Origin of the sequence: Xanthomonas dyei, assembly GCF_002939865.1 — a bacterium.
Classification (GTDB): domain Bacteria; phylum Pseudomonadota; class Gammaproteobacteria; order Xanthomonadales; family Xanthomonadaceae; genus Xanthomonas; species Xanthomonas dyei.
The window spans coordinates 40,842-65,582 of sequence record NZ_MDEE01000028.1 but is presented as its reverse complement, the minus strand read 5'-3'; the positions used below and the strand labels follow the sequence as shown (position 1 = coordinate 65,582).

General features: G+C 64.0%; 19 protein-coding genes and 2 pseudogenes. 15 read left to right on the top strand and 6 right to left on the bottom strand.

Annotated features, from left to right (window positions below; genetic code table 11):
* The 3 genes and pseudogenes from XdyCFBP7245_RS24535 to XdyCFBP7245_RS16750 form a co-directional block, all read right to left on the bottom strand.
* Window positions 1–164: pseudogene (locus XdyCFBP7245_RS24535) on the bottom strand (type IV secretion system protein); the annotation flags it as partial.
* A 47-nt stretch (window positions 165–211) separates the two neighbouring features.
* Window positions 212–973, bottom strand: coding sequence for a hypothetical protein (locus tag XdyCFBP7245_RS16755; protein WP_211287723.1), 762 nt, complete (start codon window positions 971–973; stop codon window positions 212–214).
* 581 nt (window positions 974–1,554) lie between these two features.
* A complete protein-coding gene (locus tag XdyCFBP7245_RS16750) occupies window positions 1,555–2,811 on the bottom strand; it encodes a 6-phosphofructokinase (protein ID WP_104616666.1) in 1,257 nt (418 codons plus the stop codon).
* Window positions 2,812–2,970: 159 nt separating this feature from the next.
* On the opposite strand from XdyCFBP7245_RS16750, the gene XdyCFBP7245_RS16745 reads away from it, so the two are divergent.
* The 4 genes from XdyCFBP7245_RS16745 to XdyCFBP7245_RS16730 all read left to right on the top strand — a co-directional run bounded on the left by XdyCFBP7245_RS16745 (window position 2,971) and on the right by XdyCFBP7245_RS16730 (window position 7,010).
* Window positions 2,971–3,534: an adenylate kinase gene (locus XdyCFBP7245_RS16745; RefSeq protein WP_055848486.1), complete on the top strand. Its 564-nt coding sequence runs from the start codon at window positions 2,971–2,973 to the stop codon at window positions 3,532–3,534.
* A 342-nt stretch (window positions 3,535–3,876) separates the two neighbouring features.
* Window positions 3,877–5,244 (top strand): UDP-N-acetylmuramate:L-alanyl-gamma-D-glutamyl-meso-diaminopimelate ligase, encoded by a 1,368-nt coding sequence (gene mpl / locus XdyCFBP7245_RS16740; protein WP_211287722.1) that lies wholly within the window; start codon window positions 3,877–3,879, stop codon window positions 5,242–5,244.
* The gene (locus XdyCFBP7245_RS16735; protein ID WP_104616664.1) at window positions 5,244–5,840 is read left to right on the top strand and encodes an LON peptidase substrate-binding domain-containing protein; all 597 of its coding nucleotides are present in this window, start codon (window positions 5,244–5,246) and stop codon (window positions 5,838–5,840) included. The genes mpl and XdyCFBP7245_RS16735 overlap by 1 nt, the downstream gene beginning before the upstream one ends.
* A 285-nt stretch (window positions 5,841–6,125) precedes the next feature.
* A complete protein-coding gene (locus XdyCFBP7245_RS16730; RefSeq protein WP_104616663.1) occupies window positions 6,126–7,010 on the top strand; it encodes a bestrophin family protein in 885 nt (294 codons plus the stop codon).
* Window positions 7,011–7,649: 639 nt separating this feature from the next.
* On the opposite strand, the gene XdyCFBP7245_RS16715 is transcribed toward XdyCFBP7245_RS16730, so the two are convergent.
* Window positions 7,650–9,737, bottom strand: coding sequence for a bifunctional DedA family/phosphatase PAP2 family protein (locus tag XdyCFBP7245_RS16715; protein ID WP_104616662.1), 2,088 nt, complete (start codon window positions 9,735–9,737; stop codon window positions 7,650–7,652).
* Between the two features lie 162 nt (window positions 9,738–9,899).
* Between XdyCFBP7245_RS16715 and XdyCFBP7245_RS16710 the strand changes: the two genes are divergently transcribed.
* From XdyCFBP7245_RS16710 to XdyCFBP7245_RS16695, 4 genes and pseudogenes are all read left to right on the top strand, one after another.
* Window positions 9,900–10,559: a serine/threonine-protein kinase gene (locus XdyCFBP7245_RS16710; protein ID WP_104616661.1), complete on the top strand. Its 660-nt coding sequence runs from the start codon at window positions 9,900–9,902 to the stop codon at window positions 10,557–10,559.
* Between the two features lie 127 nt (window positions 10,560–10,686).
* Complete coding sequence (locus XdyCFBP7245_RS16705; RefSeq protein WP_104616660.1) at window positions 10,687–11,502, top strand: SDR family oxidoreductase; 816 nt, start codon at window positions 10,687–10,689, stop codon at window positions 11,500–11,502.
* Window positions 11,503–11,871: 369 nt separating this feature from the next.
* A pseudogene (locus tag XdyCFBP7245_RS16700) lies at window positions 11,872–12,818 on the top strand (YiiG family protein).
* Between the two features lie 125 nt (window positions 12,819–12,943).
* Window positions 12,944–13,885, top strand: a complete 942-nt coding sequence (locus tag XdyCFBP7245_RS16695) for a YiiG family protein (RefSeq protein ID WP_104616659.1) — start codon at window positions 12,944–12,946, stop codon at window positions 13,883–13,885.
* Between the two features lie 271 nt (window positions 13,886–14,156).
* Here the strand turns inward: XdyCFBP7245_RS16695 and XdyCFBP7245_RS16690 are convergent, their stop codons facing one another.
* Window positions 14,157–15,029 carry an ion transporter gene (locus tag XdyCFBP7245_RS16690; protein ID WP_104616658.1) on the bottom strand — a complete coding sequence of 291 codons (873 nt, stop codon included), beginning with the start codon at window positions 15,027–15,029 and terminating at the stop codon, window positions 14,157–14,159.
* A 72-nt stretch (window positions 15,030–15,101) separates the two neighbouring features.
* On the opposite strand from XdyCFBP7245_RS16690, the gene XdyCFBP7245_RS16685 reads away from it, so the two are divergent.
* On the top strand, window positions 15,102–16,328 hold the full coding sequence (locus XdyCFBP7245_RS16685) for an acetylornithine transaminase (RefSeq protein WP_104616657.1): 1,227 nt from the start codon (window positions 15,102–15,104) through the stop codon (window positions 16,326–16,328).
* Window positions 16,329–16,847: 519 nt separating this feature from the next.
* Here the strand turns inward: XdyCFBP7245_RS16685 and XdyCFBP7245_RS16675 are convergent.
* Window positions 16,848–17,465 (bottom strand): HAD-IA family hydrolase, encoded by a 618-nt coding sequence (locus tag XdyCFBP7245_RS16675; protein WP_104616655.1) that lies wholly within the window; start codon window positions 17,463–17,465, stop codon window positions 16,848–16,850.
* Window positions 17,466–17,859: 394 nt separating this feature from the next.
* Between XdyCFBP7245_RS16675 and XdyCFBP7245_RS16670 the strand changes: the two genes are divergently transcribed.
* The 6 genes from XdyCFBP7245_RS16670 to azu all read left to right on the top strand — a co-directional run bounded on the left by XdyCFBP7245_RS16670 (window position 17,860) and on the right by azu (window position 24,668).
* Complete coding sequence (locus XdyCFBP7245_RS16670; protein ID WP_211287725.1) at window positions 17,860–20,142, top strand: TonB-dependent receptor; 2,283 nt, start codon at window positions 17,860–17,862, stop codon at window positions 20,140–20,142.
* A gap of 67 nt (window positions 20,143–20,209) precedes the next feature.
* Window positions 20,210–21,817: a flavin monoamine oxidase family protein gene (locus XdyCFBP7245_RS16665; RefSeq protein WP_170068687.1), complete on the top strand. Its 1,608-nt coding sequence runs from the start codon at window positions 20,210–20,212 to the stop codon at window positions 21,815–21,817.
* Window positions 21,814–22,239: a c-type cytochrome gene (locus tag XdyCFBP7245_RS16660; protein ID WP_104616652.1), complete on the top strand. Its 426-nt coding sequence runs from the start codon at window positions 21,814–21,816 to the stop codon at window positions 22,237–22,239. The genes XdyCFBP7245_RS16665 and XdyCFBP7245_RS16660 overlap by 4 nt, the downstream gene beginning before the upstream one ends.
* Window positions 22,240–22,261: 22 nt before the next feature.
* Window positions 22,262–22,765 (top strand): RidA family protein, encoded by a 504-nt coding sequence (locus XdyCFBP7245_RS16655; protein ID WP_104616651.1) that lies wholly within the window; start codon window positions 22,262–22,264, stop codon window positions 22,763–22,765.
* A 30-nt stretch (window positions 22,766–22,795) separates the two neighbouring features.
* Window positions 22,796–23,998: a pyridoxal phosphate-dependent aminotransferase gene (locus tag XdyCFBP7245_RS16650; protein WP_104616650.1), complete on the top strand. Its 1,203-nt coding sequence runs from the start codon at window positions 22,796–22,798 to the stop codon at window positions 23,996–23,998.
* A gap of 220 nt (window positions 23,999–24,218) precedes the next feature.
* Window positions 24,219–24,668, top strand: coding sequence for an azurin (gene azu, locus XdyCFBP7245_RS16645; RefSeq protein ID WP_104616649.1), 450 nt, complete (start codon window positions 24,219–24,221; stop codon window positions 24,666–24,668).
* The last annotated feature ends 73 nt before the right edge of the window (window positions 24,669–24,741 follow it).

The window sequence follows — 24,741 nt, the reverse complement described above, 5'->3', positions numbered from 1 at the left end:
ATGGTGCTGACCCAGCGCATGGCACGGCCCATCAACTCCATGCCGAAGTCCTGAATTTCCCGGTTGAAGTAGTCGTTGACCAGCTTGAAGAAAACGAAATCGCCGAGATTGGCGTCCGCCAGCGGCTGCAGCCAGCTTGCCGCGCCATGAAAAAAAACGTCCATTGCTGTTTGCCTGTGCGTCGTGATCTGGGCTTTGGTTGCCCGCTAATTCATTTGGACAGCGCAATCTTCAATGCTGCTGCTTGCACGACCTGTCCCAGCAAATTGCCCTTGTCGCCTTCCAGTGCGCGCTTGGCCAGCAAGGTCTGGTCATCCTTGAGTCCCGCAATATAGACGTCGTAGGCTTTCATCTTGGCTTCCCAATGACTCATTTCCAGCGCATTACGTGCCGTGAAACGCTTTACTTCGTTGTCGTTGGCTGCCAATGCGCCTTGTTTAGTACCCACTCTACCGCGTTGGCGCTCAATGGCCTCAAATTCGGTGTTGCGCTGCACCAAGCGCTTGAGCATGGTGACTGATTCGTTGTATTGGGCATTTTGCGCCATGACAATGCGGGCGCAGACTTTCATCTGCTCCTCCGCCATCTTCCCGGTCATCGTGGGGGCGATGGACTTGATCTGCTCGAGAATGCCTGCGATGCCGCTGGCTTGTGCTCCCGGGCAGGCGAACTCAAGACCGTAGCCTGGTTCCCGCAAGACGAACTTATCGTCCAGAGGGGGGCGCAGAAAGTTCAAACTCGTCAAATTGATTAGTTGCTGTTTGTAATGATCCAACTCCTGCTGATACTGCCTGGCTGTCTCGGCCCAGCGCTTGGCCTGTTCCGCATACTCCGCGATATCCTTTCCCTCTCCCGTCGGGTTGACGATGACCACTTGCGCGTTGGCGGAGCCTGCGCACAGTCCAATGGTTAGCAGCACGCCGGTGGCAAGGCGGGAAATCGGATGGCGGAGGCGGCAGGAACGTGCGGTCATGGCGAGTCTCGTCGATCTTTTCGGTATAGATGAGTGGCGGGAACAGCGGCAGCAAAAACAGCGGTGAATGCCAGATGCGCGTTCAGCGGGACGGTCCGGCTTTATAAATCATGCGCTCGTCGCGGGTGAGTGAGGCCGTTTCGTCCAGACACAGACTCCCTGGCGGCACTGGCTGACCACCGGGGAAGACTGGAGATGATTGCCTGCTGGGCCATGATCCTTATGCGCGATGAGGCAGGTTTGGTGCGAACTGTGGCACACACTTAACCAAATTTCTACTAATAAGGTAGGGCTGCCCTCCCAGGGGGAGTCGCTCAGGCGCGGTCTGGCTTGCTCTGCCAATTTTTGTAAGAAAATCCCTACAGTCAATCGCGGCATTTGCCGGCCCCCGCAATCTCCTTTGCCGGGCCCGTTGACAATCAATGGACAGCGGACTCGGCACGGCGCCAGCCGGAGCCGGCAGGCACTCCGGTACACGCACGCGCTGGCTTCGGCAGCCGGAATCGGCTGCATCCCGGCGCCGCTAAAGCCCAGCGGCGGCGCTGTCACAAATGCCCGGGCTGGCGGCCGTCCTCCCCCTGTCAGCCCTCCCACACCGGCAATTTCTTCGCCACCGCCACGTTCTTCAACGTCACATACTTCGGCAGGCCGTCGTTGCCATAGGCCAGCGGGGCTTCGCCCTTGATCAGTGGGGCGAAATAGCGGCGGGCGCGCTCGGTGATGCCGAAGCCGTCCTTGCGCAGGAAGCTGGGCGGCATCTTCTTTTCGTGATTGGCCACCTTGTGCAGCGGGGCGGGCACGATCTTCCAGCGGTAGGGGGCGTCGCTGACGCGTTCGATCACCGGGATCACCGCGTTCATGCCCTTGAGTGCGTATTGCACGGCGGCCTTGCCGACGGCCTGGGCCTGTTCCCAGTCGGTCTTGGAGGCGAGGTGGCGCGCGGAACGCTGCAGGTAATCCGGCAGGGTCCAGTGCACCTTGTAGCCCAGTTCCTGTTTGACCTGCGCGGCCAGGAATGCAGCGACACCGCCCAGTTGCGCGTGGCCGAATGAGTCGGCTGCGCCACCGGCATCGGCGACGAAGTTGCCGTGTGCGTCCTGGATGCCTTCGCTGGCGACCACCACGCACCAGCCGACCTTTTCGACGACCTGTTTCACCTTGGCCAGGAACGCGGCTTGGTCGTAGGCGCGCTCGGGCAGCAGGATGATCTGCGGTGCATCGTCCGGGCCCTGACCTGCGAGCCCCGCTGCGGCCGCAAGCCAGCCGGCGTGGCGGCCCATCGCTTCGTAGATGAAGACCTTGGTGGAGGTGTCGGCCATCGCGGCGACATCCAGTGCGGCTTCGCGCACCGACACCGCGGTGTATTTGGCCGCCGAGCCGAAGCCGGGGCAGGTATCGGTCACCGCAAGATCGTTGTCGATGGTCTTGGGCACGCCGATGCAGTGCAGCGGGTAGCCGTAGGCCTTGGCCAGCTGCGACACCTTCCATGCGGTGTCGGCCGAATCGTTGCCGCCGTTGTAGAGGAACCAGCGCACGTCATGTGCGCGCAGCACGTCGAGCAGGCGTTCGTACTTGGCGCTGTCCTGTTCGAGCGACTTGAGCTTGTAGCGGCACGAGCCGAACGCGCCGCCGGGTGTCTGCGCCAGTGCGGCAATCGCGGACGCCGATTCCTTGGAGGTATCGATCAACTCCTCGCGCAGCGCGCCCAGGATGCCGTTGCGGGCGGCCAATACCTTGATCTTGCGCGCACGCGCTTCGGTGATAACGCCGGCAGCGGTGGCGTTGATGACGGCGGTGACGCCGCCGGATTGGGCATACAACAAGTTGCCAGTGGACATAGGGGGACGGGCTCCTCACATGGAAACATGGCGCAGGGGACAGTGCCGGGACATTCCCCGGATGGGGTAAGCTGCACGACCATACGGTCAGTGCTGGCGAAGGCTTGAGTCTAACGCCGCCAACCGCAACGCGTTTTTATTCGAAAGTGGAGTCCACTGATGCGATTGGTTCTGTTGGGACCGCCCGGTTCGGGCAAGGGCACCCAGGCGACACGTCTCAAAGATTCGTTTGAGATCCCGCACATTTCCACCGGCGACCTGCTGCGTGCCGAAGTGGCCGCCGGCTCGCCGCTCGGCCTGAAGGCCAAGGAAGTCATGGCACGCGGCGATCTGGTGTCCGACGACATCCTGCTCGGCATGCTGGAGTCGCGGCTTGGTCAGGCCGATGTCGCCAAGGGGTTCATCCTCGATGGTTATCCGCGCAATGTGGCGCAGGCCAATGCGCTGGACAATCTGCTCAGCAAGATCGGTCAGCCACTGGATGCGGTGGTGCAGCTAGATGTGGCCAGCGAGTTGCTGGTCGAGCGCATCGCCGGGCGTGCCAAGGCCGAAGGCCGTGAGGACGACAACCCGGAATCGGTGCGCAAGCGTCTGCAGGTCTATACCGACTCAACGGCGCCGGTGATCGGCTTCTACGAGCAGCGCGGCAAGTTGGCGCGTGTGGATGGCGTTGGGTCGCTGGACGAAGTGCTGGAACGCATCAGCAAGGCGCTCGGCCGCTGAGTTACCCGGACCGGGCGCAACGCCCGGTCTGTGTTTACCGCGTGCCTGTTGGCCGCGCCGTCTGCAGATCAAGACCCCGGAAAAGAAAAACCCCGGCCATACAAGATGACCGGGGCAGAATAACGCCAGTAATGAGCTTGCTCAGAGCCCCAACAGCATGAGCTCCCTGGGGAATGGTCTCTTGGGGAGTAGAACCAAAAGGGTGCTGCGACTGGCGTTCAGCATAGTGAGGGATGTGACGCAGTTCGCATATCGGGAAATTCCCGACAGTACGGTAGGAGTTTCCTGACAGCGGCGCCTGGTGCGGATCGGAATGTCCTGCAACTCCGGTGATCGGCGACAATGTGCTCCATGAGCAAACTCCACATCCTCGGCATCGCCGGGACTTTCATGGGCGGTGTGGCCGCCCTGGCACGCGAGCTGGGCTGGCAGGTAGAAGGCAGCGACCAGGCCATCTATCCACCGATGTCCACCCAGCTGGAAACGCTCGGGATTTCGCTGGTCCAGGGCTACGCGCCTTCCAATATTTCCGCCGACGCCACCGAGGTGGTCATCGGCAATGCCTTGTCGCGCGGCAATCCGGCTGTGGAAGCGGTGCTCGATGCAGGCCGCCGCTATAGCTCCGGCGCCCAATGGCTGGCCGAGCAGGTCCTGCCGGGCCGCGACACGCTGGCGGTCGCCGGTACCCATGGCAAGACCACCACCACCACCATCCTGAGCTATCTGCTGGAGGCGGCCGGGCGCGCGCCGGGCTTTTTGATCGGCGGCGTGGCCGAGGATTTCGGCGTGTCGGCACGGCTGGGGCAGGGGCGCGCGTTCGTGGTGGAAGCAGACGAATACGACACCGCCTTCTTCGACAAGCGCAGCAAGTTCGTGCACTACCGGCCGCTGGTGGCGATCCTCAACAACCTCGAATACGACCACGCCGATATTTTCCCTGACGTGGCCGCCATCCAACGGCAGTTCCATCATCTGGTCCGCACCGTACCGGCGCGCGGGCGGCTGATCGTCAATGGCGAAGACGCGCGGCTTGCCGAGGTGTTGGCGATGGGCTGCTGGACGCCGGTGGAGCGCTTCGGTTTCGATGCGGCGCTGGAGTGGAGCGCGCGCTTGGTGGCCGCCGATGGCAGCGTGTTTGCGGTCGCGCATCGCGGCGTGGAGATCGGCCAGGTGCAGTGGCAGCTGGTCGGGCGGCACAACGTGCTCAACGCACTGGCGGCGCTTGCGGCAGTGCAGGCGGTGGGCGTGGATCCGGCAACGGTGATGCCGGCGCTTGCGCACTTTCAGAGTGTCAAACGCCGACTGGAAGTGTTGGGGCAGGCGCGCGGCATCACCGTCTACGACGACTTCGCGCATCATCCCACCGCCATTGCGACCACCTTGCAGGGGCTGCGTGCGAAGGTGGGCGCGGCGCGTGTGCTGGTGGCGATGGAGCCGCGCAGCAATTCGATGCGGTTGGGCGCGCATGCGCAGGCGTTGGCGCCGTCGCTGCACGATGCCGACGCGGTGGTGTTCCTGCATCGTCCCGAGTTGCCATGGGATGCGGCACCGATCATCGCGCAGGTGCGCGGGCAGGCGCACGTGGCGCATGACGTGGAGGCGTTGCTGCAGACGCTGGGCGACATCGTGCAGCCGGGCGACCATGTGGTGTTCATGTCCAATGGTGGGTTCGACGGCGCGCCGCGTCGCTTCCTGGCGCAGCTGTCGTGATGGCATCGATCGCGGACACTGACGACACCAGCGCTTTGCCGCTGTTTCCGTTGCACAGCGTGTTGTTGCCGGGCGCGGCGATGGGGCTGCGCGTATTCGAGCGCCGCTATCTGGATCTGGTGCGCGAATGCGGGCGTAACGGCACCAGCTTCGGCGTGTGTCTGATCCTGGATGGCAATGATGTGGGCGTACCGGCAACACCGGCGGCGTTCGGCACCGAAGTGCGGATCGAGGATTTCGATGTCGGCGCCGATGGCGTGCTGGTGCTGCGCCTGCGCGGCACGCGTCGCTTTCATGTGCAGCGCTCGCGTATCCGCGACAACGGCTTGTTGGTGGGCGAGGTGAGCTGGTGCGAACCCGACCCCGACGACGAATTGCGGCCCGAGCACAGCCTGTTGGCAACCGTGCTCGAGCGCATGCTCGAACAGGTGGGTGGCGAATTTGCCTCGGTCGGTCCGGGGTTGCTGGATCAGTCCGCGTGGGTAGGCTGGCGGCTGGCCGAGTTGTTGCCATTGACCGAGCAGCAACGCTTGTCGTTGTTGCAGCAGGACGACCCGCATCAGCGTCTGGAGCAGTTGCTGGCCTGGATGCCCTGAGCGCGGGCAATCACGTAGCGCGGCCAATCAGCGGGCGCCGCTGCGCATCGGGTGCGAAGGAAGCGAGCGTGGATAGGCACCGCATGCGTATTCCGGGCATCGGCCGCAGCTAGTCAATGATCGCGCAGAAGTGTTTTGCTCTCGCGAGGCACTGCTTTTATCGCTCCCATCACCGCACTTGCACCGCTGTAGCGGCAAACTTCTTACGCTTGAGTGCGCTAGCGATGGCATCCATGCACTGGATGCGCGCAAGGGCGATACGCGTTTTTAGTGAGGGAGTGTGCCTTGATCATCGATGTGAAACCGCGTGTGGCGGATGTAGTCAGTCAGGTCTGGCGGACCCTGGCGGTGTTGTTTGTCTGGGACGTGTTGATCACGATCATCTATTACGTGCTGCCGTTCCGCGCTCCGGCATTGCCGTTGACCATCTTCGGCTCGGCACTGGCGTTATTCCTGGGCTTTCGCGCCAATTCCACTTATCAACGCTGGTGGGAAGGACGTGTGTTGTGGGGCCAGATGATCAATGCATCGCGCAACCTGGTGCGCCTGAGCGTCAGCATCCTGTCTGCACCAGAAGCCGCGGCATTGGGGCGCACGATCGCGCTACGGCAGATCGCCTACGTCAATGCGTTGCGCTGCCAGCTGCGGCGGTTGCCGGTGGCGATGGCCTTGGAGTCGCGGTTGGATGCCGACGAAGTGGCAGCGGTGATCACGCGTACGAACGTGGCCAATGGCTTGCTCGATACGACAGGCCGTGCCGTGGAACAGGCGCGGCGCGATGGCTGGATCGACAGCATCCAGCAGGCCAGCGTCGAGCGCATTCTGGTGGATATCGCCAACGCGCAGGGCGGCATGGAGCGGCTGAAAAATACGCCGTTGCCGTATCAGTACCGCTTCTATCCGAACCTGTTTACGCGGCTGTTTTGCGTGCTGTTGCCGATCGGTCTGGTGGAAACGTTGCAATACGCCACGCCGGTAGGGTCGACGGTCGCCGGCTTGATGTTTTTGGCGGTGCTGAAGATCGGCGATGAGCTGGTCGACCCGTTCGCCAACACCATCCACGATCTGCCGCTGGACACCATGTGCCGCACGGTGGAGATCGATGCCCTGCAGGCAATTGGCGAACCCGCACCGGAGCCGATGCAACCGGTGGATGGGGTGTTGTGGTGAGGTGTTGCGCGCTTGACCAACGCGGCTTGTGCGCATCCAAACGGCGCTGAAGCACAAGCTCTCGGTCACCTTGAGAGGTAGTGGAGCGATGCGGATGCGTTGGTTGTAGAGCGGCTGATCTGCGGCTTGGGTGCAGGGCCCTTGCCCGCTCACCCTCGCTGGACACGCTGCAAGTACATCCCTGTAAGCTCTTACGCGGCATCCATGCCGCGTAAGGTCCCGCGACGGTGGGCGGGCAAGGGCCAGTCGAGATGGTCGGTGTGCTTGGTTGCAAGTAGGACATGACGTGCGTTGTTTGGATGACGCTGGGTCCGATCAGCTTCCTAACGCAAACCGAGCAACAGGCAGGCGTTCAAAGAAACCGCCGACCAACGTCCTGGTGCGGTGTCCTCGCCGCTTGCGGGACCGTTGGCGGCATGGATGCCGCCATCGAGCCCCCATGGATGGGTTTACGGCGTGTCCCGCAAGCGGCGAGGGCACCGCGCGCTCGACGAGCTAAGCTTTTACCCTGAAATTCAGCGGCCCCCAGACGACGCCAGCACACTATCGCCATCGAGACAGTGTTCAAGAGGTGCTGCTGGCACCCCATATCTACAGGGCTGCGCGATCACTGGCCGATCGTCGTTGTTGTCCGATCGATCAACGGCGCTGTTGTAGCTGACCCGATGCAGCCAGATCGGACGCAGTGGTTTCCGCCTGCGATGCAGCGTTGTCTTTGTTCTCGCCACGCACCGCGTTACCCGACGTACTGTCGATCAAGATCACCGGCACCTGCGAGCGGCGGCGCTGCTCCACGCGATGCGGCAGCGGGCCGAGTGCGTCGCGCAACGCGCTGAGTGCAGGGTCCACGCCGCGTAATGGGTACCACAGGCCGATCAGGCTGAAGTGGCGGCTGTAGCGCAAGGTCTGCGTGCTGCCGACCCACAGCGGTTGCGCGTTGGGTTGCAACCGTGCGGCTGCTGGCCACAGCCGTAACACATGCACGTGCCCGGGCCCGGCGTGACGCACCATCAGCAGGGCTTCCACTTGTGTGTCCAGCGTGGCCGGCAGGATCGGTACTTCGTCCGGGCGGCCGCTGACATCCAGCAGATGCAATGCCTGCTCCCAGCCGGCCTGCGGTTGTGTCCGCCAGCCGCGTGCTTCGAGCTGGCGTTGCAGCGGCGCGAGCGGGCCGGCCACTTGTACGTCCAGTGGCCAGCGCTGGTCGTCGTCGAATTCATTGCGACGTGCCGGCAGCAGCCGCCATTGCCCCTCCCACCAGTCGCTGGCGGGCAGGTCCATCAGCAGCGGCGGTGGCGGTTCGAACTTGGCCAGCTTGGTGCCAAGATTACGCGGCGCAAAGAAGATCGCGCAGCTTACGAACACGCCGTAGAAGATCCACGACACCGGCTTGACCCAGAACGCGCGGGTGGCGCGGCGGCGATACGCAATGCCCAGGACCAGTAGCCAGAAGATGCCGAACAACATGCCGCCGACCACGTCGCTGAGCCAGTGGGCGCCCAGGTACAGGCGTGCGAAGCCGATCAGCGAAACGATGGCGCCACTGACCAGATACGGCCAGACGCGGCGGCGGCCGGGCAGTTCGCGTGCGATCAACAGCGCGAAAAACCCGAACCCGATCGTGGCCATCGTGACCGCCACCGACGGAAATCCGAACCCGCTGCTGGCGGCCGGCGGGCGCACCACCTGCACGGTGGCGCCCAGCAACTGCGTCAGGGCCAGGCCAAACGCCAGTGCGATCACCCAATGCGCCACCGCCATCCAGCGCCGACGCCAGGCCAGGTAGCCCATCGCTGCGGCGATCGCCGGCAACAACACCTGCCAATCGCCCAGCGAGGCCAGAGCCACCATTGGGTAGTCGGCCAGCGGGTTGCGCAGCGCCAGCATCAAATCGTGCACGGCCAGGTCCACGCGCAGCGGTTCGCCATGCGCCAGCACCACCATCAGTAACACGAACCAACCCCAGCCCAGCAGCAACAGCATCAGCGCCATCATCGCCAGCGGGACCGACTCGCGCCGGCGTGGGTCGAACACGCTGACCGACCAGTTGCCCAGCACCGGGTGCCGATGCGACCACTCCAGCAACCGCGCCAGCAGGGCATCCAGATGGCCTGCCGACCAGCGGTACGAATACAGCACCACCGCCCAGGCCAGGCCGATCACCGCAGCCAGCAAGGTAACCACCACGAACAGGCGCCCGGCGACTGCGGCGACCGCGTCGTAGGCGGTGCCCAACACCCAGCCCGGCACCAGAAACAGCAGCGCCCACGACACGCAGGCCAGCCCGCTGGCAAACAGATAGCGCTTGAACGGCATGTGCGACATGCCGGCGATGGCGGGCACGAACGGCCGCACCGCGCCGACATAGCGCGCGATCAGAATGCTCTTGAAGGCATTGCGTCGGAACAGCAGCTCACCGCGTTCCAGCAACTGGGGATAGCGGCGAAACGGCCAATACGTGTGCAGCTGGTGGCCCCAGCGATGGCCCACCCAGAAGCTCAACGCATCGCCGACGAACGCGCCCAAGGCCGCGCACACCATTGCATACGGGCCGTTGATCTGGCCGAGCCCGATCAGCACGCCGATGGCGAACAGCAGCGGCAGCGCGGGCACGATGGCACCAAGCACGATCACCGCATCGCAGAATGCGATGGCAAAGATCACCACGCCAGCCAAGGTGGGGTGGTGTCCGATCCACTCCAGCGTGGCGTCGATCGATGAGTTCATTCCCGAATTATAAGTGGGCAGGGCGACGACTGACTTGCGCCATGCTCACATCGGCCGGTCGGCTTCACCTGAGGTTGCAACCAGGCCGCCGTGCGCGCCGATGTCATCGGCATCCACGTCAACAGTGGTATGGCGATGCGGGCCGCCCGCCTACAATGGGGAATGAGTCACGAGCCCGCCGACAATCTCCCGCTGAAGTCCGATACGTTCGGGCGTATTTTGTTGATCCGCGACGCTGGCCGGGTGTTCGTGCGGCGCGACCTGAGCGTGGCGCCATGGGGTCTGCGTGGGGTGGCCTGGTGGCTGGCACGTCGCGAAGCGCTGGCGCTGCGGCAGCTGGATGGCCTGCCGCACACGCCACGCTTGTTGCATTGGGATGGGCGCCATCTGGACCGCAGCTATCTGGCTGGCGATGCGATGTACCAGCGCCCGCCACGCGGTGATCTGGCGTATTTCAGGCAGGCGCGCAGGCTGTTGCAGCAGCTGCATCGGTGTGGCGTGGCCCACAACGATCTGGCCAAGGAAGCCAACTGGCTGGTGCAGGACGATGGCAGCCCGGCGGTGATCGATTTCCAGCTGGCGGTGCGCGGCCACCCACGCGCGCGCTGGATGCGTCTGCTTGCACGCGAGGATCTGCGCCACCTGCTCAAGCACAAGCGCATGTATTGCCCGGCCGCGATCACGCCGGTGGAACGTCGCGTGCTCAAGCGCAGGTCATGGGTGCGCGAGCTGTGGTTCGCCACCGGCAAACCGGTATATCGCTTCGTGACTCGGCGCATCCTGCACTGGGAAGACAACGAGGGGCAGGGGCCGAAGCCCTGAGTAGCCGGGATTGGGCATTAGGGATTGGGGATTCGCAAAAGCGAATCGCGTGAGTTGATTGGTCGTCGGCTGCTGGACGTTCAAGGCGCTAAGCTCTTGCGATTGCCGATCCCGATTCCCGATTCCCATGACGCTAAAAGACAAAACGCTCTTCATCACCGGTGCCTCGCGTGGGATTGGTTTGGCGATTGCGTTGCGGGCGGCGCGCGATGGGGCGAATGTGGTCATCGCGGCCAAATCGGCGGTGGCCAATCCCAAGTTGCCTGGCACCATTCACAGCGCTGCCTCTGCAGTCGTTGCGGCAGGTGGAAAGGCGCTGGCGCTCAAATGCGATATCCGCGACGAAGCGCAGGTGCACGCCGCGGTTGCCGCCACCGTGGAAGCGTTTGGCGGCATCGATATCCTGGTCAACAACGCCAGCGCGATCTGGTTGCGCGGCACCTTGGATACGCCGATGAAGCGCTTCGACCTGATGCAACAGGTCAACGCGCGCGGCAGTTTTGTGTGCGCGCAAGCCTGCCTGCCGCATCTGTTGAAGGCGCCCAATCCGCACATCCTCAGCCTTGCCCCACCGCCATCGTTGAACCCGGCGTGGTGGGGTGCGCATACCGGCTACACGCTGGCCAAGATGGGGATGAGTCTGGTGACACTGGGGCTGGCCGCTGAGTTCGGCCCGCAGGGCGTGGCGGTCAATGCGTTGTGGCCGCGCACGGTGATTGCCACCGATGCGGTCAACATGCTGCCGGGCGTGGACGCCGCTGCCCGCCGTCGCCCGGAGATCGTGGCCGATGCGGCGCATGCGGTGCTGACCCGCACTGCGGCCGGTTTCCACGGGCAGTTTCTGATCGACGAAGAGGTGCTGACGCAGGCCGGTGTCACCGACTTCAGCGGTTATGCGGTCGATTCGTCACGGAGCCTGTTGCCGGATCTGTTTCTCGACTGAGCGGCTGACAGAACGACTGCATAGCCGACAGGCGGGCGCGGCCGGTGCTCGGCTCGGCGTGTACGACGCATACGCTGCGGTGCCGGGAGCGCCGTCCACACCTGCCTGTCGATTGCTCGCTCTGGTTTTTGTCGCCCGGTGCAGGTGGCCGTGCGCCGATCCATCGATGCAGACGCTGCGAGTCATTCGTCCACGAAAAAACGATTGACCTTGTGCGCATCACCGCCTGCCGCGCAGACGAACGCCGTCGTCCACTTCGCTGCCGAGCACGATGATTTCACGCCGCAGTTTGCTATCGTGCGCGGCTGAAACCGTTTCCAACAAGGACGTTTGCCTGTGTTCCTGAAGTCCGGCGCGTTTGCGCCCGCCCTGTTCGTGCTTGCGCTGTGCGCCGGCTGCAGCAAACAGATCCGCCGACCGGCAACGCGACTGCCAGCAAGCGCGCCGATGCGCCGAGCGATGCGCAGCATGCGCTCAACGCCAAACTCGGTGCGTATATCGATTGCTTCAACCGCGTCGATCTGCCGGTGCATACCGGTGCCAAGCATTACATCGGTTCGATTGACGATGCAGCCGCCGGCCCTAGCGGGCGCGAAACGCGCGTGGCCGGCCCCTACGACATCAGCGACTTCGACATGAAGGAGTGCGATGCGCCGGTCAGCGCGGCGGCTGCGGCGCAACCGTCGCTGCCGGCACTGGATGCGGCGGCCCGGCAGTATCACGCGGCCTTGCAGGCGCTGCGGCCGATCAGTCACCAGGTGGCCGATTACTACGCGCGCCAGGATGATGAAGACGACCAGTTCGCCAAGGGCAAGCGACTGCACGCGCCGTTGATGGCGGCGCTGGAGCGTTATGCCGAGGCCAGCAGCGCATTCGGTACCGAGCTGGAAGCGCAGAACGATGCAGCGCATCGCGAAACGCTCAAGACGCTGGAGCGCGAGGAAGGACGCACGCGCGAGTATTACCGCCTGTCGATGATGCTCGATGCCAAGCAACTGACCGACGTACTGCAGGAAGATCAGTTCGACACCGCGCGTGCAAACACGCTGCTGGACGGCTTCAACCGCCTCTCCGACGAGGCGCATGCCAAGGTGGCCGACCAGGAGCCGGACAAACTCAAATGGAACAGCTTCGAAACCGCTGCGGAAGACTTCCGCAGGCAGGCCAAGGCGCGGGTGAAACGCGTGGTCGACAAGACGCCTTACAGCCGCATCGAAGAGGGCTGGCTCGATAGCCCCTCGCTGGCGCCGGAAGGATCGCCGCGCAAGTTGCTCAATACCTACAACGCGTTGGTGTCCGAGAGCAATCGGCAGTAGCTGCCAGCGTCATCGCACGATGCAGTGCGTGCGGCCATACGCCCGGCGCTGACGACAATGCGCGCGATCGACCGTTGCTCGGCTCACCTCACCTCACTTCTTCACCACTGCACAGGAACCCCTGCATGCGCCATCCACGTCGTTACGCACCGCTCAGCGCAGCGGTTGCACTTGCCGCGCTGCTCGCCGGCTGCCAGAAAGATGCGCCGGTTGCGGCTGCGCCCGATGCCGACAAGATCAATGCCTACATCGGCTGCTTCAACGGTGTCCAGCAGCCGCTGCATGAGAGTTACCAGACCTACACCGGCTGGATGAAGGACCCGCAGGCCGGGCCAACGGGCAAGGAAGAAAATATCCGTGCACCGGGAACGGTGCTGTCGCATCGGGTCGAGGCCTGCGGCGCACCGATGACTGCCGCACTGGCGCAGCAACCGGCCAATGCCGAACTCGACCCGGTAGCAAAGACCTATCAGCAGCGGTTTGCCACGCTCAATGAGCGCATCGGCGAAGCGGTGCGGTATTACGATCGCGAGGATTATCTACGCGACGACGGCAAGGGCATGCGTGCGCTGCATGTGCCATTGATGCAGGCCTACGCAGCGTTCTTCGATGCGGGCGACGCGATGAATGCGGCGCTGGACCGCAACGAAGACACCCGGCGTCAGGCGCGGATCGATGCGATCGAGAAGGAAGAAGGCCGCAGCGCGTCCTGGTATCACTTGAAGATCACCGGCGAAGGCAAGCATCTGGTGCAGGTGTTGGATAGCAATGCACCGGATCTTGCGGCAGCGCAAAGCCAGCTCGCGCGTTACCAGAGCATTCTGGAAGAGGCGCAGAAAGCCAAAGTGGGCCAGGGCGATGCGATGTGGGGACACATGGAACGCGCTGCCGATAAGCTGGCGCGCGAGTCCGGACGTCTGGTCGAGCGCATCCGCACCAACACCCCGCTGAGCAAGAGCGAGCAGATGCTGCTGGAAAGCGGCTCGATCCCGCCAGGCGGCACGCGTCAGGCGGTGCTGGCCAGCTACAACGATCTGATCGACATGAGTAACCGCATGTCGCAGTAAGCGCGACCTGCACCGGCTGCGCTCAACACCTGGCGCGCTCTTTCGGGTGCCAGGGCTGCATGGGCGGGACGTGGGTTGCTTGGGTCAGACGATCCGCAACGGGCCGGCGATGGCGCGCCGGTTGTTGGTTGGCCACTGCCAGACGGATGCGCCAACCTCGTGCTGCGGCAGTGTGAGCGGCGATTGCCTGCGCACCGGTCACACAGCTTACGGTGGTGATGCCCACCACGTGATTCGCCTCCCGGCGCTGCCTGCGCGCTGCCGCCTTGCATCAGCCGTTGGCGATATCCGGCAGCGGCTCGGCGCATTGCCGGCAATAGCGCGCGTCCGATGCGTGGCCTTCCAGCCCGCAACGGGCGCAGTTGCGAATGTCGCGCCGACCGGTGTGGCCGCCTTCGCGCAGCGTGGTGGCAAGTTCGGCGGTGTAGATGCCGGTGGGCACGGCGATGATGCTATAGCCGATCAGAATCAGTGCCGAGGTGACAAAGCGGCCCAGCGTGGTTTGCGGCACCAGATCGCCAAAGCCCACCGTGGCCATGGTGACGATGGCCCAGTACATGCTGGTCGGGATGCTGGTGAAACCGTGTTGCGGGCCTTCGATGACGTACATCGTGGCGCCGGCGATCACGGTGATGGTGAGCACGGTGAACAAGAACACCAGCACCTTGCGGCGGCTGCGCCATAACGCGTCCACCAATTGCCCGCTTTCCTGGATATAGCGGGTGAGTTTGAGGATGCGGAACAGGCGCAGGATGCGCAGCACGCGCACGACCAGCAGGGTCTGTGCACCCGGCACGAAGAACGACAGATAGCTGGGCAGAATCGACAGCAGGTCGATCACGCCCCACACGCTGAGCGCGTAGTGCAGCGGGCGCCGCACCACCGCCAGGCGCGCCACGTATTCGATGGTGAACAGGATCGTGAATGCCCACTCCAGCGGCACCAGCCAGTGCGCCGAATGCGCATGGATGCGCGGCACGCTGTCGATCATGATCACGATCACGCTGGTCAGGATCGCCACCACCAGCATGAGGTCAAAATTACGCGATGGGCGCGTGTCGTGGCGGTAGATGATGTCGAACCACTGCCGGCGCCAGCCGTCGGCGGTGGCGGGAGTGAGCTGAGGATCGGAGAAAGGGCGCATGCGCACATTGTGCCGCAGGCCGGCGAATGCGCGAGAATGCGGGTTCTCCCTCCGCTTCTGCGACCCACCATCATGAGCACCGCTGCCGATTCGCCCCTGTCCCTCGCGCACTACTACCTGCCGGTGTATCGCCCGCGCCAGGTGGTGCTGGAGCGCGGTCAGGGCAGTCGCGTGTGGGATGACGCGGGGCGCGAATATCTGGATCTGTCCTCCGGCATCGCGGTGAGCGGGCTGGGCCATAACGATGCGGATCTGGTCGCCGCGCTCACCGAGCAGGCGGGCAAGCTGTGGCACACCAGCAACATCTTCTACAGCGAGCCGCCGCTGCGGCTGGCCGAGGAACTGGTCGGCGCGTCGCGTTTTGCCGAAAAAGTCTTTCTGTGCAACTCCGGCACCGAAGCCAACGAGGCGGCCATCAAGCTGGTACGCAAATGGGCCAGCAATCAGGGCCGCCCAGCCGACAAGCGCGTCATCGTGACGTTCCGTGGCAGCTTCCATGGCCGCACGCTGGCCTCGGTCACCGCCACCGCGCAGCCGAAATATCAGGAAGGCTACGAGCCGCTGCCGGGCGGATTCCGCTATGTGGATTTCAACGATGTGGCGGCGCTGGAAGCGGCGATGGCCAGCGGCGACGTAGCTGCGGTGATGCTGGAGCCGATCCAGGGCGAGGGCGGGGTGATGCCGGCGGCGCCGGGCTTCCTGGCGCAGGTGCGCGCATTGTGCGATCGACACGATGCCTTGTTGGTGCTGGACGAAATTCAATGCGGCATGGGCCGCACCGGAACGTTGTTCGCGCATTGGCAGGAGCAGGTGACGCCGGACATCGTGACGCTGGCCAAGGCGCTGGGTGGCGGGTTCCCAATCGGCGCGATGCTGGCCGGCCCCAAGGTCGCCGAGACCATGCAGTTCGGCGCGCACGGCACCACCTTCGGCGGCAATCCGCTGGCTGCCGCGGTGGCGCGCGTGGCGCTGCGCAAGCTCGCCTCGCCGCAGATTGCCGAAAATGTGGAGCGGCAGTCGGCGGCGTTGCGTGCGGGCCTGGAAGCGCTCAATGCCGAGTTCGGCCTGTTTGCACAGGTGCGCGGGCGTGGGTTGATGCTCGGCGCGGTGTTGGCACCGGCGCATGCCGGCCAGGCCGGTGCGCTGCTGGATCTGGCAGCCAAGCATGGTTTGCTGCTGTTGCAGGCCGGCCCGGATGTGCTGCGTTTTGTGCCGGCACTCAATCTGACCGACGCCGAGCTGGCCGACGGCCTGGCGCGCCTGCGCCTGGCGATTGCCGAGTACGCGGCGCAGCGGTGATGGGTTGTTTGGTCGGTTGCGTGTTGGTGGCCGGCAGGGCGCTGGTTGGTAAGGCGTGTGACGCGTGAGCGGGTGCGTTTGTGGATTGCATAAGGCGGTGTCTAGGTGACGGCCCTGTATCGCAACACCGTACCCTCACCCCCAACCCCTCTCCCGACGGGAGAGGGGCTAGTTGGGTCTTGCTGCGACTGCTCTGGTCGCATATTTGCGCACGATTGACCGTGTTTTCTCGCGCGTGCGCGGAGGAGCGCACGCGGGCGGGTGACTTCGATAATCGCGTGCTCGGCCTGATCCATCGTAGCGTGGCCAGCGTGCGTCCACTCGGGTGGCGAAGTACTTGGCAGCGTATTCGCGTGCAGATGTAGCCACCGCTGGCCGCTCGGCAAATGGTTGATTTCTCACGCAGGTCGCCGAACGCTGATCCGACTCCCGACTCCCGACTCCCGACTCCCGACTCCCGACTCCCGACTCCCCACTCCCAATTCCCAATTCCCAATTCCCAATTCCCAATTCCCAATCTCACCCCAATCCATACCGCTTCAACACCCGTCGCAATGCACGGGCATCGCGCACGGTATCGGCATGTAGTCCGGCGGCGCGGGCGCCGCGGACGTTGACGAATAGATCGTCGACGAACAAGGTGCGTGCCGGTTCCGCACCCAGCTGCGCAAGCGCGCGCTGATACACCTCCAGCTGCGGTTTTCTGCTGCCCAGCGCACCGCTGCACAGCACGCGGCCCTGCAATAACGGAAACAGCGACGGCACCAGTTGTGCGATCGCCTCCGCCATCAGCGGGCCGTTGTTGGTGAGCACCGCCACCGCGGTCGTCGCCGACACCGCCAGCACCTGCGCCACCACCGCTGGGTCTGCGCGGCACGCTGCCACGCGTGCCGCGATCCAGGTGGCACGGTCGATCGGATGTCCAAGCCCGTCGCTCAATTGCGTCAGATAGGCCTGCGTGTCGAGCTCACCGGCATCGTAGGCACGCTCCAGTCCCTGTTCGAACAGGACCTGCTGTACGCGCTGCGGCGTGCATGCAGCTGCAGTCGCCAATGCGGCCAGCCGGCGCGGACGCGAATAGCTGGCCAACACGCCATCGAAATCCAGCAGCAGCAAGGACGGGCGTACAGGCGACATGGGGCGTGCTCATGAGGTGGGCACGCAGCGTTGTCGATCTGCCGCCGCATCGCAAGCATGCGGGATCTGCTATGCGCGGATACGCGCAAACGGGTAGGCGCGCGGCATGCGACCTCGATACGCCCGCGCATGGCGCGCGCGAACGCCTGATCGCCAACGCCCGGCGCCTGCACGAGCAGACCGACCTGAGCATGTTCGCTACGGATTCAAACGTTCTATCTCGGTAAGAACCTACCCGCACGCGCAGACCCTACCCTCCGCACCGCGTCTGCGGCGCAACTTCGCTGGGTATGGTCGATCCATGCCGCATGTGCGGTATCAGCCGGTCTTGGGGAGCGGGTCCGGTCACTCAACACGCACCATCTTCCAGGGGGTCGATTGCATGCCTAAGCGCTTGAATACCGATCAGTTGGCGACCGCGATGGCCGCCATTCTCACCGCCGCCACGCGTCGTCGCGCGCTCGCCTCGATGACCCTGCTGATGTCCGGCGCGCACAGCCTGCCGGCACTGGCGCAGGAGGCGCGCACCCTGGATGCGGTCAGCGTGGTCGGCACCGGCTCCACGCGCACCACCGCCTCCATTTCGATGGACGAGATCCAGGCCCAGGTACCGGGCGTGGCGCCGCAACAGCTGCTGGCCAGTCTGCCCGGCGTCAATGTGCAGACCACCGATCCGTTCGGGCTGTACGAGTTCGGCGATTCGATGACCATCCGCGGATTTTCCGCCAACCAGATCGGCGTGACGCTGGACGGCATTCCGATCGAAACCTTCGACACCCGCGAAGGCGGGCCGATCACGCGCTACGTCTCCAGCGAAAACCTGCTCGATGTGACGGTGTCCGCCGGCTCGGGCGATGTCACCCAGCCCTCCTATCACGCACTCGGTGGTGCGATCCGCTACACCAGCCTGCCACCCAAGGGCGGCGATAGCTGGAGCGGCAATCTCACCCAGACCATCGGCTCGGACGATCTGGTACGCAGTTTTGTGCGTCTGGATACGCCGGAGTGGTGGGACGGCGGGCCGAGTGCCTACCTCTCCGCATCGCGTACGCAGGGCGGTGTGTGGGACATGGAACCGGCCACGCAGAAGAGCGATCACTTCGAAGCCAAGGTGCGCCAGGCCTGGGATGCCGGCAGCCTGACGTTGGGCTGGATCTACAACAACCGCAAGGATTACGACGTGCAGTCGTACAACTCCGACGGTTCGGTGTCGTGGGATCTGCACGAACGCATCACCGGCAATCCGGAAGTGGATGCCGAGCATTACAGCGAATGGCAGAACGGCCGCCGCGATTCGCTGCTCAGCCTGCACGGCGATTTCATGTTCAACGACGCCATCGGCGTCACCTTCACCGGTTACTACGAAAACAAGCACGGCTACGGCGTCGGCGGCACGCCGCCGAGTACCGCCACCGGGTTGTACAACGATGCGATTGCCGGCACCCCAGGGCGTACCGATATCGCCATCAACGATCCGCAGATCGTCGATGCCGATGGCACTGTCACCCGCGTCGGTGCGATGACGCGGCGCGAAGAAATCATGGGCGGCGATCGCTACGGTTTGACCACGGCCGTAGCGTGGGAGACCGAGCACAACAAGCTGGAAGTGGGCGCCTGGTACGAAAGCTACGACTTCGATCAGGTGCGCCCGCTGTACAACCTGGACCCGGCCACCGGCGCCTTGCTCAAGAACGCCTTGCCGATCGTGATCTATTACGACAACCACTTCTCTACCGAGGTGAAACAGCTCTACGTCAAGGACACGCTGCGCCTGCTCGATGATCGGTTGACGATGGAGTTCGGTGCCAAGGGGCTGGATGTCAAACGCGACTACAACGGGATCGCCAATCTGGACGACTTCAACGTCGGTGTGCGTCGCGCGGTGACCATCAAGAACAACGACTGGTTTCAGCCGCAGGTCGGTGCAAGCTTCCAGCTGGCCGAGGGCGTGCAGGTGTTTGCCAACTACGCGGAAAACTTCAGTTCCGCGCCGCGGCTGGCGCTGACCTCCGGTGCGTTCAATCCGGATATCGCGCCGGAAGAATCCACCAACATCGATATCGGTATCCGTGCCGAATCCACGCAGTGGAGCGGTTATCTGGCCGCCTACAAGATCGATTATTCCAACCGCATCATCGCGCTGACCGACCCGGACCCGCTGGTGGTGGCGCCCACCGTGTACGCCAACGTCGGCGACGTGCAGACCTATGGTGCGGAACTGTCTGGTATGTGGAAGCCGGCGCCGGGCTGGCGGCTCGGTGCATCGTTGACCTGGAACACATCCGAGTTCCAGGACAACTATTTCGGCCCGGTCAGCGGCGCGCTGGTGCAGGTGGAAGGCAACGACGTACCGGATGCGCCCAAGCTGATGTTCAGCGTCAACGGCGGTTGGGAAGGCGAGCGCTTCTTCGCCAACCTCGACACCAAATACACCGGCAAGCGCTACGGCGACACGCGCAATACCGACCAGGTGGATGCCACCTTCATCGTCAACGGCAGCGTTGGGTATCAAGGCGGCGATGCTGGCTTTCTTGCCGGTGGCCGCTTGCAATTGTCGGCCTACAACCTGTTCGACAAGGACGATGCGATCGGTGCGGTGTTTCCCAACGAAAGCTCTGGCTCGTACCAGCTGATCGCACCGCGCCAGCTGTTCGCAAGCCTGTCTTACCGATTTTGAGTGATTGATCCGGCCGGCAGTGCGGCCGGCCGCGCGACTGTCCATGACATGCAGGGGATGTGCGTTGATGCAAGGCAATCACACTGGGGCGATGACGCGGCGGCAATTGCTGGCGCGCATCGGCATGACCGCCGGCGGCGCGATGATGTATCAGGCGATGAGCAGCCTGGGCATGGCGGCCGAATCGCGTTTTACAGGGCCATTGCAGCTGGATGGCGACCCGAAGGGTGCGTCGGTATTGATTCTGGGCGCGGGCCTGGCCGGGATGACCGCAGCCTTCGAATTGCGTAAGGCCGGCTATCGCGTGCAAGTGCTGGAATACAACGGCCGCCCCGGTGGCCGTAACTGGACGCTGCGCGGCGGCGATCGCTATACGGAACTGGGTGGTGCCACGCAGCACTGCCAGTTCGACGATGGGTTGTATCTCAATCCGGGGCCGTGGCGCATTCCGCATCACCACAAGGCGGTGTTGAGTTACTGCAAACAGTTTGGTGTGGCGTTGGAAGCGTTCAATCAGGTCAACTTCAACGCGCTGCTGCACAGCCAGAACGGCTTCGGCGGAAAGCCGCAGCGCTTCCGCGCGATCGATGCCGATTACAAGGGCCATGTCTCCGAGTTGCTGGCCAAGTGCACGCAGCAGCACGCACTGGATACCGCAGTCAGTCGCGAAGATCAGGAGATACTGCTGGAATCGCTACGCACCTGGGGCGCGCTCGATCGCAACTTCGGCTACGTCAAAGGCAAAGAGAGCAGCGAGCGGCGCGGCTTTGCGCGCTACCCCGGTGGCGGTTTGTCGGGCAAGCCGGAATTTTCAGACCCCTTCAGCGTGCAGGACGTGCTGCGTTCGCGGTTGTGGACCACGCTGGCGGCCGGCAACAACTACGAAATGCAGACCACCATGTTTCAGCCGGTGGGCGGCATGGACCAGATCGGCAAGGCGTTCGCGCGCCAGCTCGGCGATACCATCACCTACAACGCCAAGGTCACCAAGATCGATCAGGACGGCAGCGGCGTGCGCGTGTCCTGGCAGGACGCCACGCGCGGTGGCGAAGAACGCGTGGCCAGTGCCGATTGGTGCATCTGCACGATTCCGTTGTCGGTGCTCAGCCGGATTCCCACCACCGCCAGCGACGCGATGACCACCGCGATCGGCAAGGTGCCGTACGCCGCGTCGGTCAAGGTGGGCCTGCAATTCAAACGACGTTTCTGGGAAGAGGACGAGGCCATCTACGGCGGCATCAGCTACACCGATCTGCCGATCACCTTGATCAGCTATCCCAGCACCGGTTATCACAGCGCCGGCAAGGGGGTGCTGCTCGGGGCGTACGTGTGGGGGCTGGATGCCTATCAATTCACTTCGATGAGTCCCGAGCAGCGGGTGCGCAAGGCGGTCGAATACGGCACGCAATTGCACCCGCAATATCCGCGCGAATTCGAAAACGGCATTGCGGTCGGTTGGCACCGTGTGCCGTTTACCCACGGCTGCTTCGGCATGTGGAGCGAGCAGGCGCGTGCCGAACATTACGAGCCGCTTTGCCAGATCGACGGCCGCCTGGCGCTGGCGGGCGAGCACGTGTCCTATATCCCGGCCTGGCAAGAGGGCGCGATCCTGTCGGCGCACGATGTCGTCGGCCGCCTGCATCGCAAGGTCCTTGCCGGGGGAGGTCGCGCATGAGTCTGTTGCCACGTATGTGTGCTGCGGCCGTTGCGCTGGTCATCGGCGCTGCGCTGCTTCCGCCCGGTCTGCGCGATGCGCAGGCGCAAAGTTCCGACGCCACCGCGCTGTATCCGCAAAAGGGGTTCGCCAACGCCTCCGGCGAGCATGTCTACCGCGCGGTCTGCCAGGGCTGCCATATGCCGGCCGGCAGCGGTGCGCAAGGCGCCGGCGAATACCCGGCGCTTGCGAATAACCCCAAGCTGGCGGCCGCGCCCTACGTCACCATGATGGTGCTGGACGGCAACGCCGGCATGCCAGGATTTGGCGACATGCTCACAGATCGTCAGGTGGCCGAGGTGGTGAGCTATGTGCGCACCCATTTCGGCAACGACCATGCCGAGCGTGTCACCGCCGACGACGTCAAGCTGCTGCGCCACTGATTCTCTCTTCCAAGGAGTTGCCATGTTCCGTCTCGCCGTCAATGCCCTCGTCGCTACCGTCGTGTTGTCTGCAGGCCTCAGCGCTGCAACTGCTGCCGAGGTGATTCGCCACAAGATTCCCAACAGCGATTTCCCCATTGCCGCGGCGGTGGAAATACCCGCCGGCAAGGCCACCGTGTATGTCAGCGGCAAAGTGCCTGCGGTGGTGGACACCAGCGCGCCGAAGGATTCTGCGGCCGCCTACGGCGACACCAAGGCGCAGACGGTGAGCGTGTTGAAGCAGATCCAGGACCAGCTCAAATCGCTCGGCCTGGGCATGGGCGATGTGGTGAAGATGCAGGTGTTTCTGGTCGGCGACCCGGCGATGGGCGGCAAGATGGATTTCAACGGATTCATGGAAGGCTACCGTCAGTTCTTCGGCACCAAGGAACAGCCCAATCTGCCGGCGCGCTCGGCCTTCCAGATTGCCGCGCTGGGCAATCCGCTGTATCGGGTGGAGATCGAAGTGGTCGCCGTGCGTCCTTGAAGTTGCGTCGTTGCCTTGCTGGAGAGCGCCATGAAGACCGCCGTATCGCGTCGCAGATTCCTGCGTGATTCCGCCTTGTTTGCCGGTGCCGCCGGGACCGGCGCATTGCCGCTGCTTGCCAGCGCCGCCGAACGCACGACCGCCATCACTCCGCCCACCGCCAGCGCGCTGTCGCCGGTGATGATCGGCTCCAACGAGTTTCCGGATGGCCCGTCCGCAGCAGCGGTCAGGGCCATTGCGCAGATCGCACCGCAGGGCGGGCGCTATCTGCGCGAGGTGCAGATGGAACTGATGACCACGCTGGCGGCCGAGCTCAAGCTGCCGGTGAACCATCTGATGGCCTATGCCGGTTCTACCGAGCCGCTGGATTACACGATGCTGGCCTTCACCTCGCCCAGTGCCGCGCTGGTCACTGCCGACCCGACCTACGAATCGGGGTGGCGCGCTGCCACGCGCAATGGCGCTACGTTGATCAAGGTGCCATTGCGCAAGGATTTTTCGCACGACGTGCAGGCAATGTGCGCCGCCGACGCCAATGCCGGCGTGATCTACATCTGCAACCCCAACAATCCCACCGGCTCGGTCACCGCACGCAAGGATCTGGACTACGCATTGGCGCACAAGCCCAAGGGCAGCGTGCTGGTGGTGGACGAGGCCTATATCCACTTCGCGCGCAGCACCCGCAGCGTGGTGGACATGGTGGCTGCCGGCGAGGACGTGGTGGTGTTGCGTACCTTCTCCAAGCTCTACGGCATGGCCGGCATCCGGCTGGGGTACGCGGCCGCGCGCCCGGAGCTGCTTGCCAAGCTGATGTTCTACAGCGTCAATAGCTTGCCGGTGACGGCGGCCGCTGCAGGTCTGGCCAGCTTGCGCGATCCTGATCTGGTGCCGCAGCGCCGTGCACGCACTGCAGCCACGCGGCAGGACGTCATCGATTTCCTCAGTCAGCAGGGCTATGCCTGCACGGCATCGGAGAGCAACTGCTTCATGGTCGATGTGAAGCGGCCCGCAGCAGGTTTCAAGGACGACATGGCGACCTTTGGCGTGTTCATCGGCCGCAGTTGGCCGGTATGGCCCACCTGGTCGCGGATCACGGTGGGGACCGAGGCGGAGATGGCGCGCTTCAAGCAGGCGTTTGTGCAGGTGATGGCCGGCAAGCGCGGCCCGCTGCCGCTGCCGCAGGCCACAGCCGATGTGCACGACCCAATGCGGGACTTCTTCCGCTATGCGTAGGGTCGTCTGCGCGACTGGCACATGGTGATCCTGTCGGCGCGGCGGTCGCCTGATGCGCTGGACGGTTAGCGTCGGCGCATCTCGATCGCCGCACGCAGTGGATCGTGCGGCGGCGCAGCACTGCATTGGCAACGGCAAGGCGGTACTCTGACCGTACTGGCGCAGGCGCGAGCGTCGGTCGCTTGCACATACCGCGCTTTCTTATTGCAGGAGGACTGCCTTGAAGCTGTTTTCGACGATTGCCGTGCTTGGCTTGATAGCGATGGCGCCCTCGGCCTGGGCGCGGACCTGCGCAGTGACCATCACCGGCAACGACCAGATGAAGTTCGATCAGAGCGCCATCACGATTGCACCCGATTGCACCCAGGTGGACGTGACGCTCAAGCACGCCGGCAAGATGGCCGCCACGGTGATGGGGCACAACTGGGTGCTGACCAAGTCCGCAGATTTCCAGGCGGTGGCCAATGCCGGTGTGCGCTCGACCATTGCCGACAGTTATCTGCCCAAGGCCGATGCGCGTGTGATCGCGCATACCAAGGTGGTCGGTGGCGGCGAAAGCACCACGGTCAGCTTTGCAACCAGCAAACTTACCAAGGGCGGCGCCTACACGTTCTTCTGCTCGTTCCCCGGGCACTGGGCGATGATGAAAGGCACGTTGAAGTTTGGGTGATGCTGGGGCGCGTGGAGCCTGTCTCCAGCGCCCTCCGCCGCGTTGACGCAGCTGTATCGATCAGGCGACAGCC

What these genes read in the sequence shown, in the direction of transcription:
- mpl (WP_211287722.1), top strand. Translation starts at nt 3,877, where the DNA reads ATGTGCTCCATGAGCAAACTCCACATCCTCGGCATCGCCGGGACTTTC.
- XdyCFBP7245_RS16750 (WP_104616666.1), bottom strand. Translation starts at nt 2,811, where the DNA reads ATGTCCACTGGCAACTTGTTGTATGCCCAATCCGGCGGCGTCACCGCC.
- XdyCFBP7245_RS16685 (WP_104616657.1), top strand. Translation starts at nt 15,102, where the DNA reads ATGAGCACCGCTGCCGATTCGCCCCTGTCCCTCGCGCACTACTACCTG.
- XdyCFBP7245_RS16660 (WP_104616652.1), top strand. Translation starts at nt 21,814, where the DNA reads ATGAGTCTGTTGCCACGTATGTGTGCTGCGGCCGTTGCGCTGGTCATC.
- XdyCFBP7245_RS16655 (WP_104616651.1), top strand. Translation starts at nt 22,262, where the DNA reads ATGTTCCGTCTCGCCGTCAATGCCCTCGTCGCTACCGTCGTGTTGTCT.
- XdyCFBP7245_RS16715 (WP_104616662.1), bottom strand. Translation starts at nt 9,737, where the DNA reads ATGAACTCATCGATCGACGCCACGCTGGAGTGGATCGGACACCACCCC.
- XdyCFBP7245_RS16665 (WP_170068687.1), top strand. Translation starts at nt 20,210, where the DNA reads ATGCAAGGCAATCACACTGGGGCGATGACGCGGCGGCAATTGCTGGCG.
- XdyCFBP7245_RS16690 (WP_104616658.1), bottom strand. Translation starts at nt 15,029, where the DNA reads ATGCGCCCTTTCTCCGATCCTCAGCTCACTCCCGCCACCGCCGACGGC.
- XdyCFBP7245_RS16755 (WP_211287723.1), bottom strand. Translation starts at nt 973, where the DNA reads ATGACCGCACGTTCCTGCCGCCTCCGCCATCCGATTTCCCGCCTTGCC.
- XdyCFBP7245_RS16735 (WP_104616664.1), top strand. Translation starts at nt 5,244, where the DNA reads ATGGCATCGATCGCGGACACTGACGACACCAGCGCTTTGCCGCTGTTT.
- XdyCFBP7245_RS16650 (WP_104616650.1), top strand. Translation starts at nt 22,796, where the DNA reads ATGAAGACCGCCGTATCGCGTCGCAGATTCCTGCGTGATTCCGCCTTG.
- XdyCFBP7245_RS16745 (WP_055848486.1), top strand. Translation starts at nt 2,971, where the DNA reads ATGCGATTGGTTCTGTTGGGACCGCCCGGTTCGGGCAAGGGCACCCAG.
- XdyCFBP7245_RS16675 (WP_104616655.1), bottom strand. Translation starts at nt 17,465, where the DNA reads ATGTCGCCTGTACGCCCGTCCTTGCTGCTGCTGGATTTCGATGGCGTG.
- XdyCFBP7245_RS16695 (WP_104616659.1), top strand. Translation starts at nt 12,944, where the DNA reads ATGCGCCATCCACGTCGTTACGCACCGCTCAGCGCAGCGGTTGCACTT.
- XdyCFBP7245_RS16710 (WP_104616661.1), top strand. Translation starts at nt 9,900, where the DNA reads ATGAGTCACGAGCCCGCCGACAATCTCCCGCTGAAGTCCGATACGTTC.
- XdyCFBP7245_RS16705 (WP_104616660.1), top strand. Translation starts at nt 10,687, where the DNA reads ATGACGCTAAAAGACAAAACGCTCTTCATCACCGGTGCCTCGCGTGGG.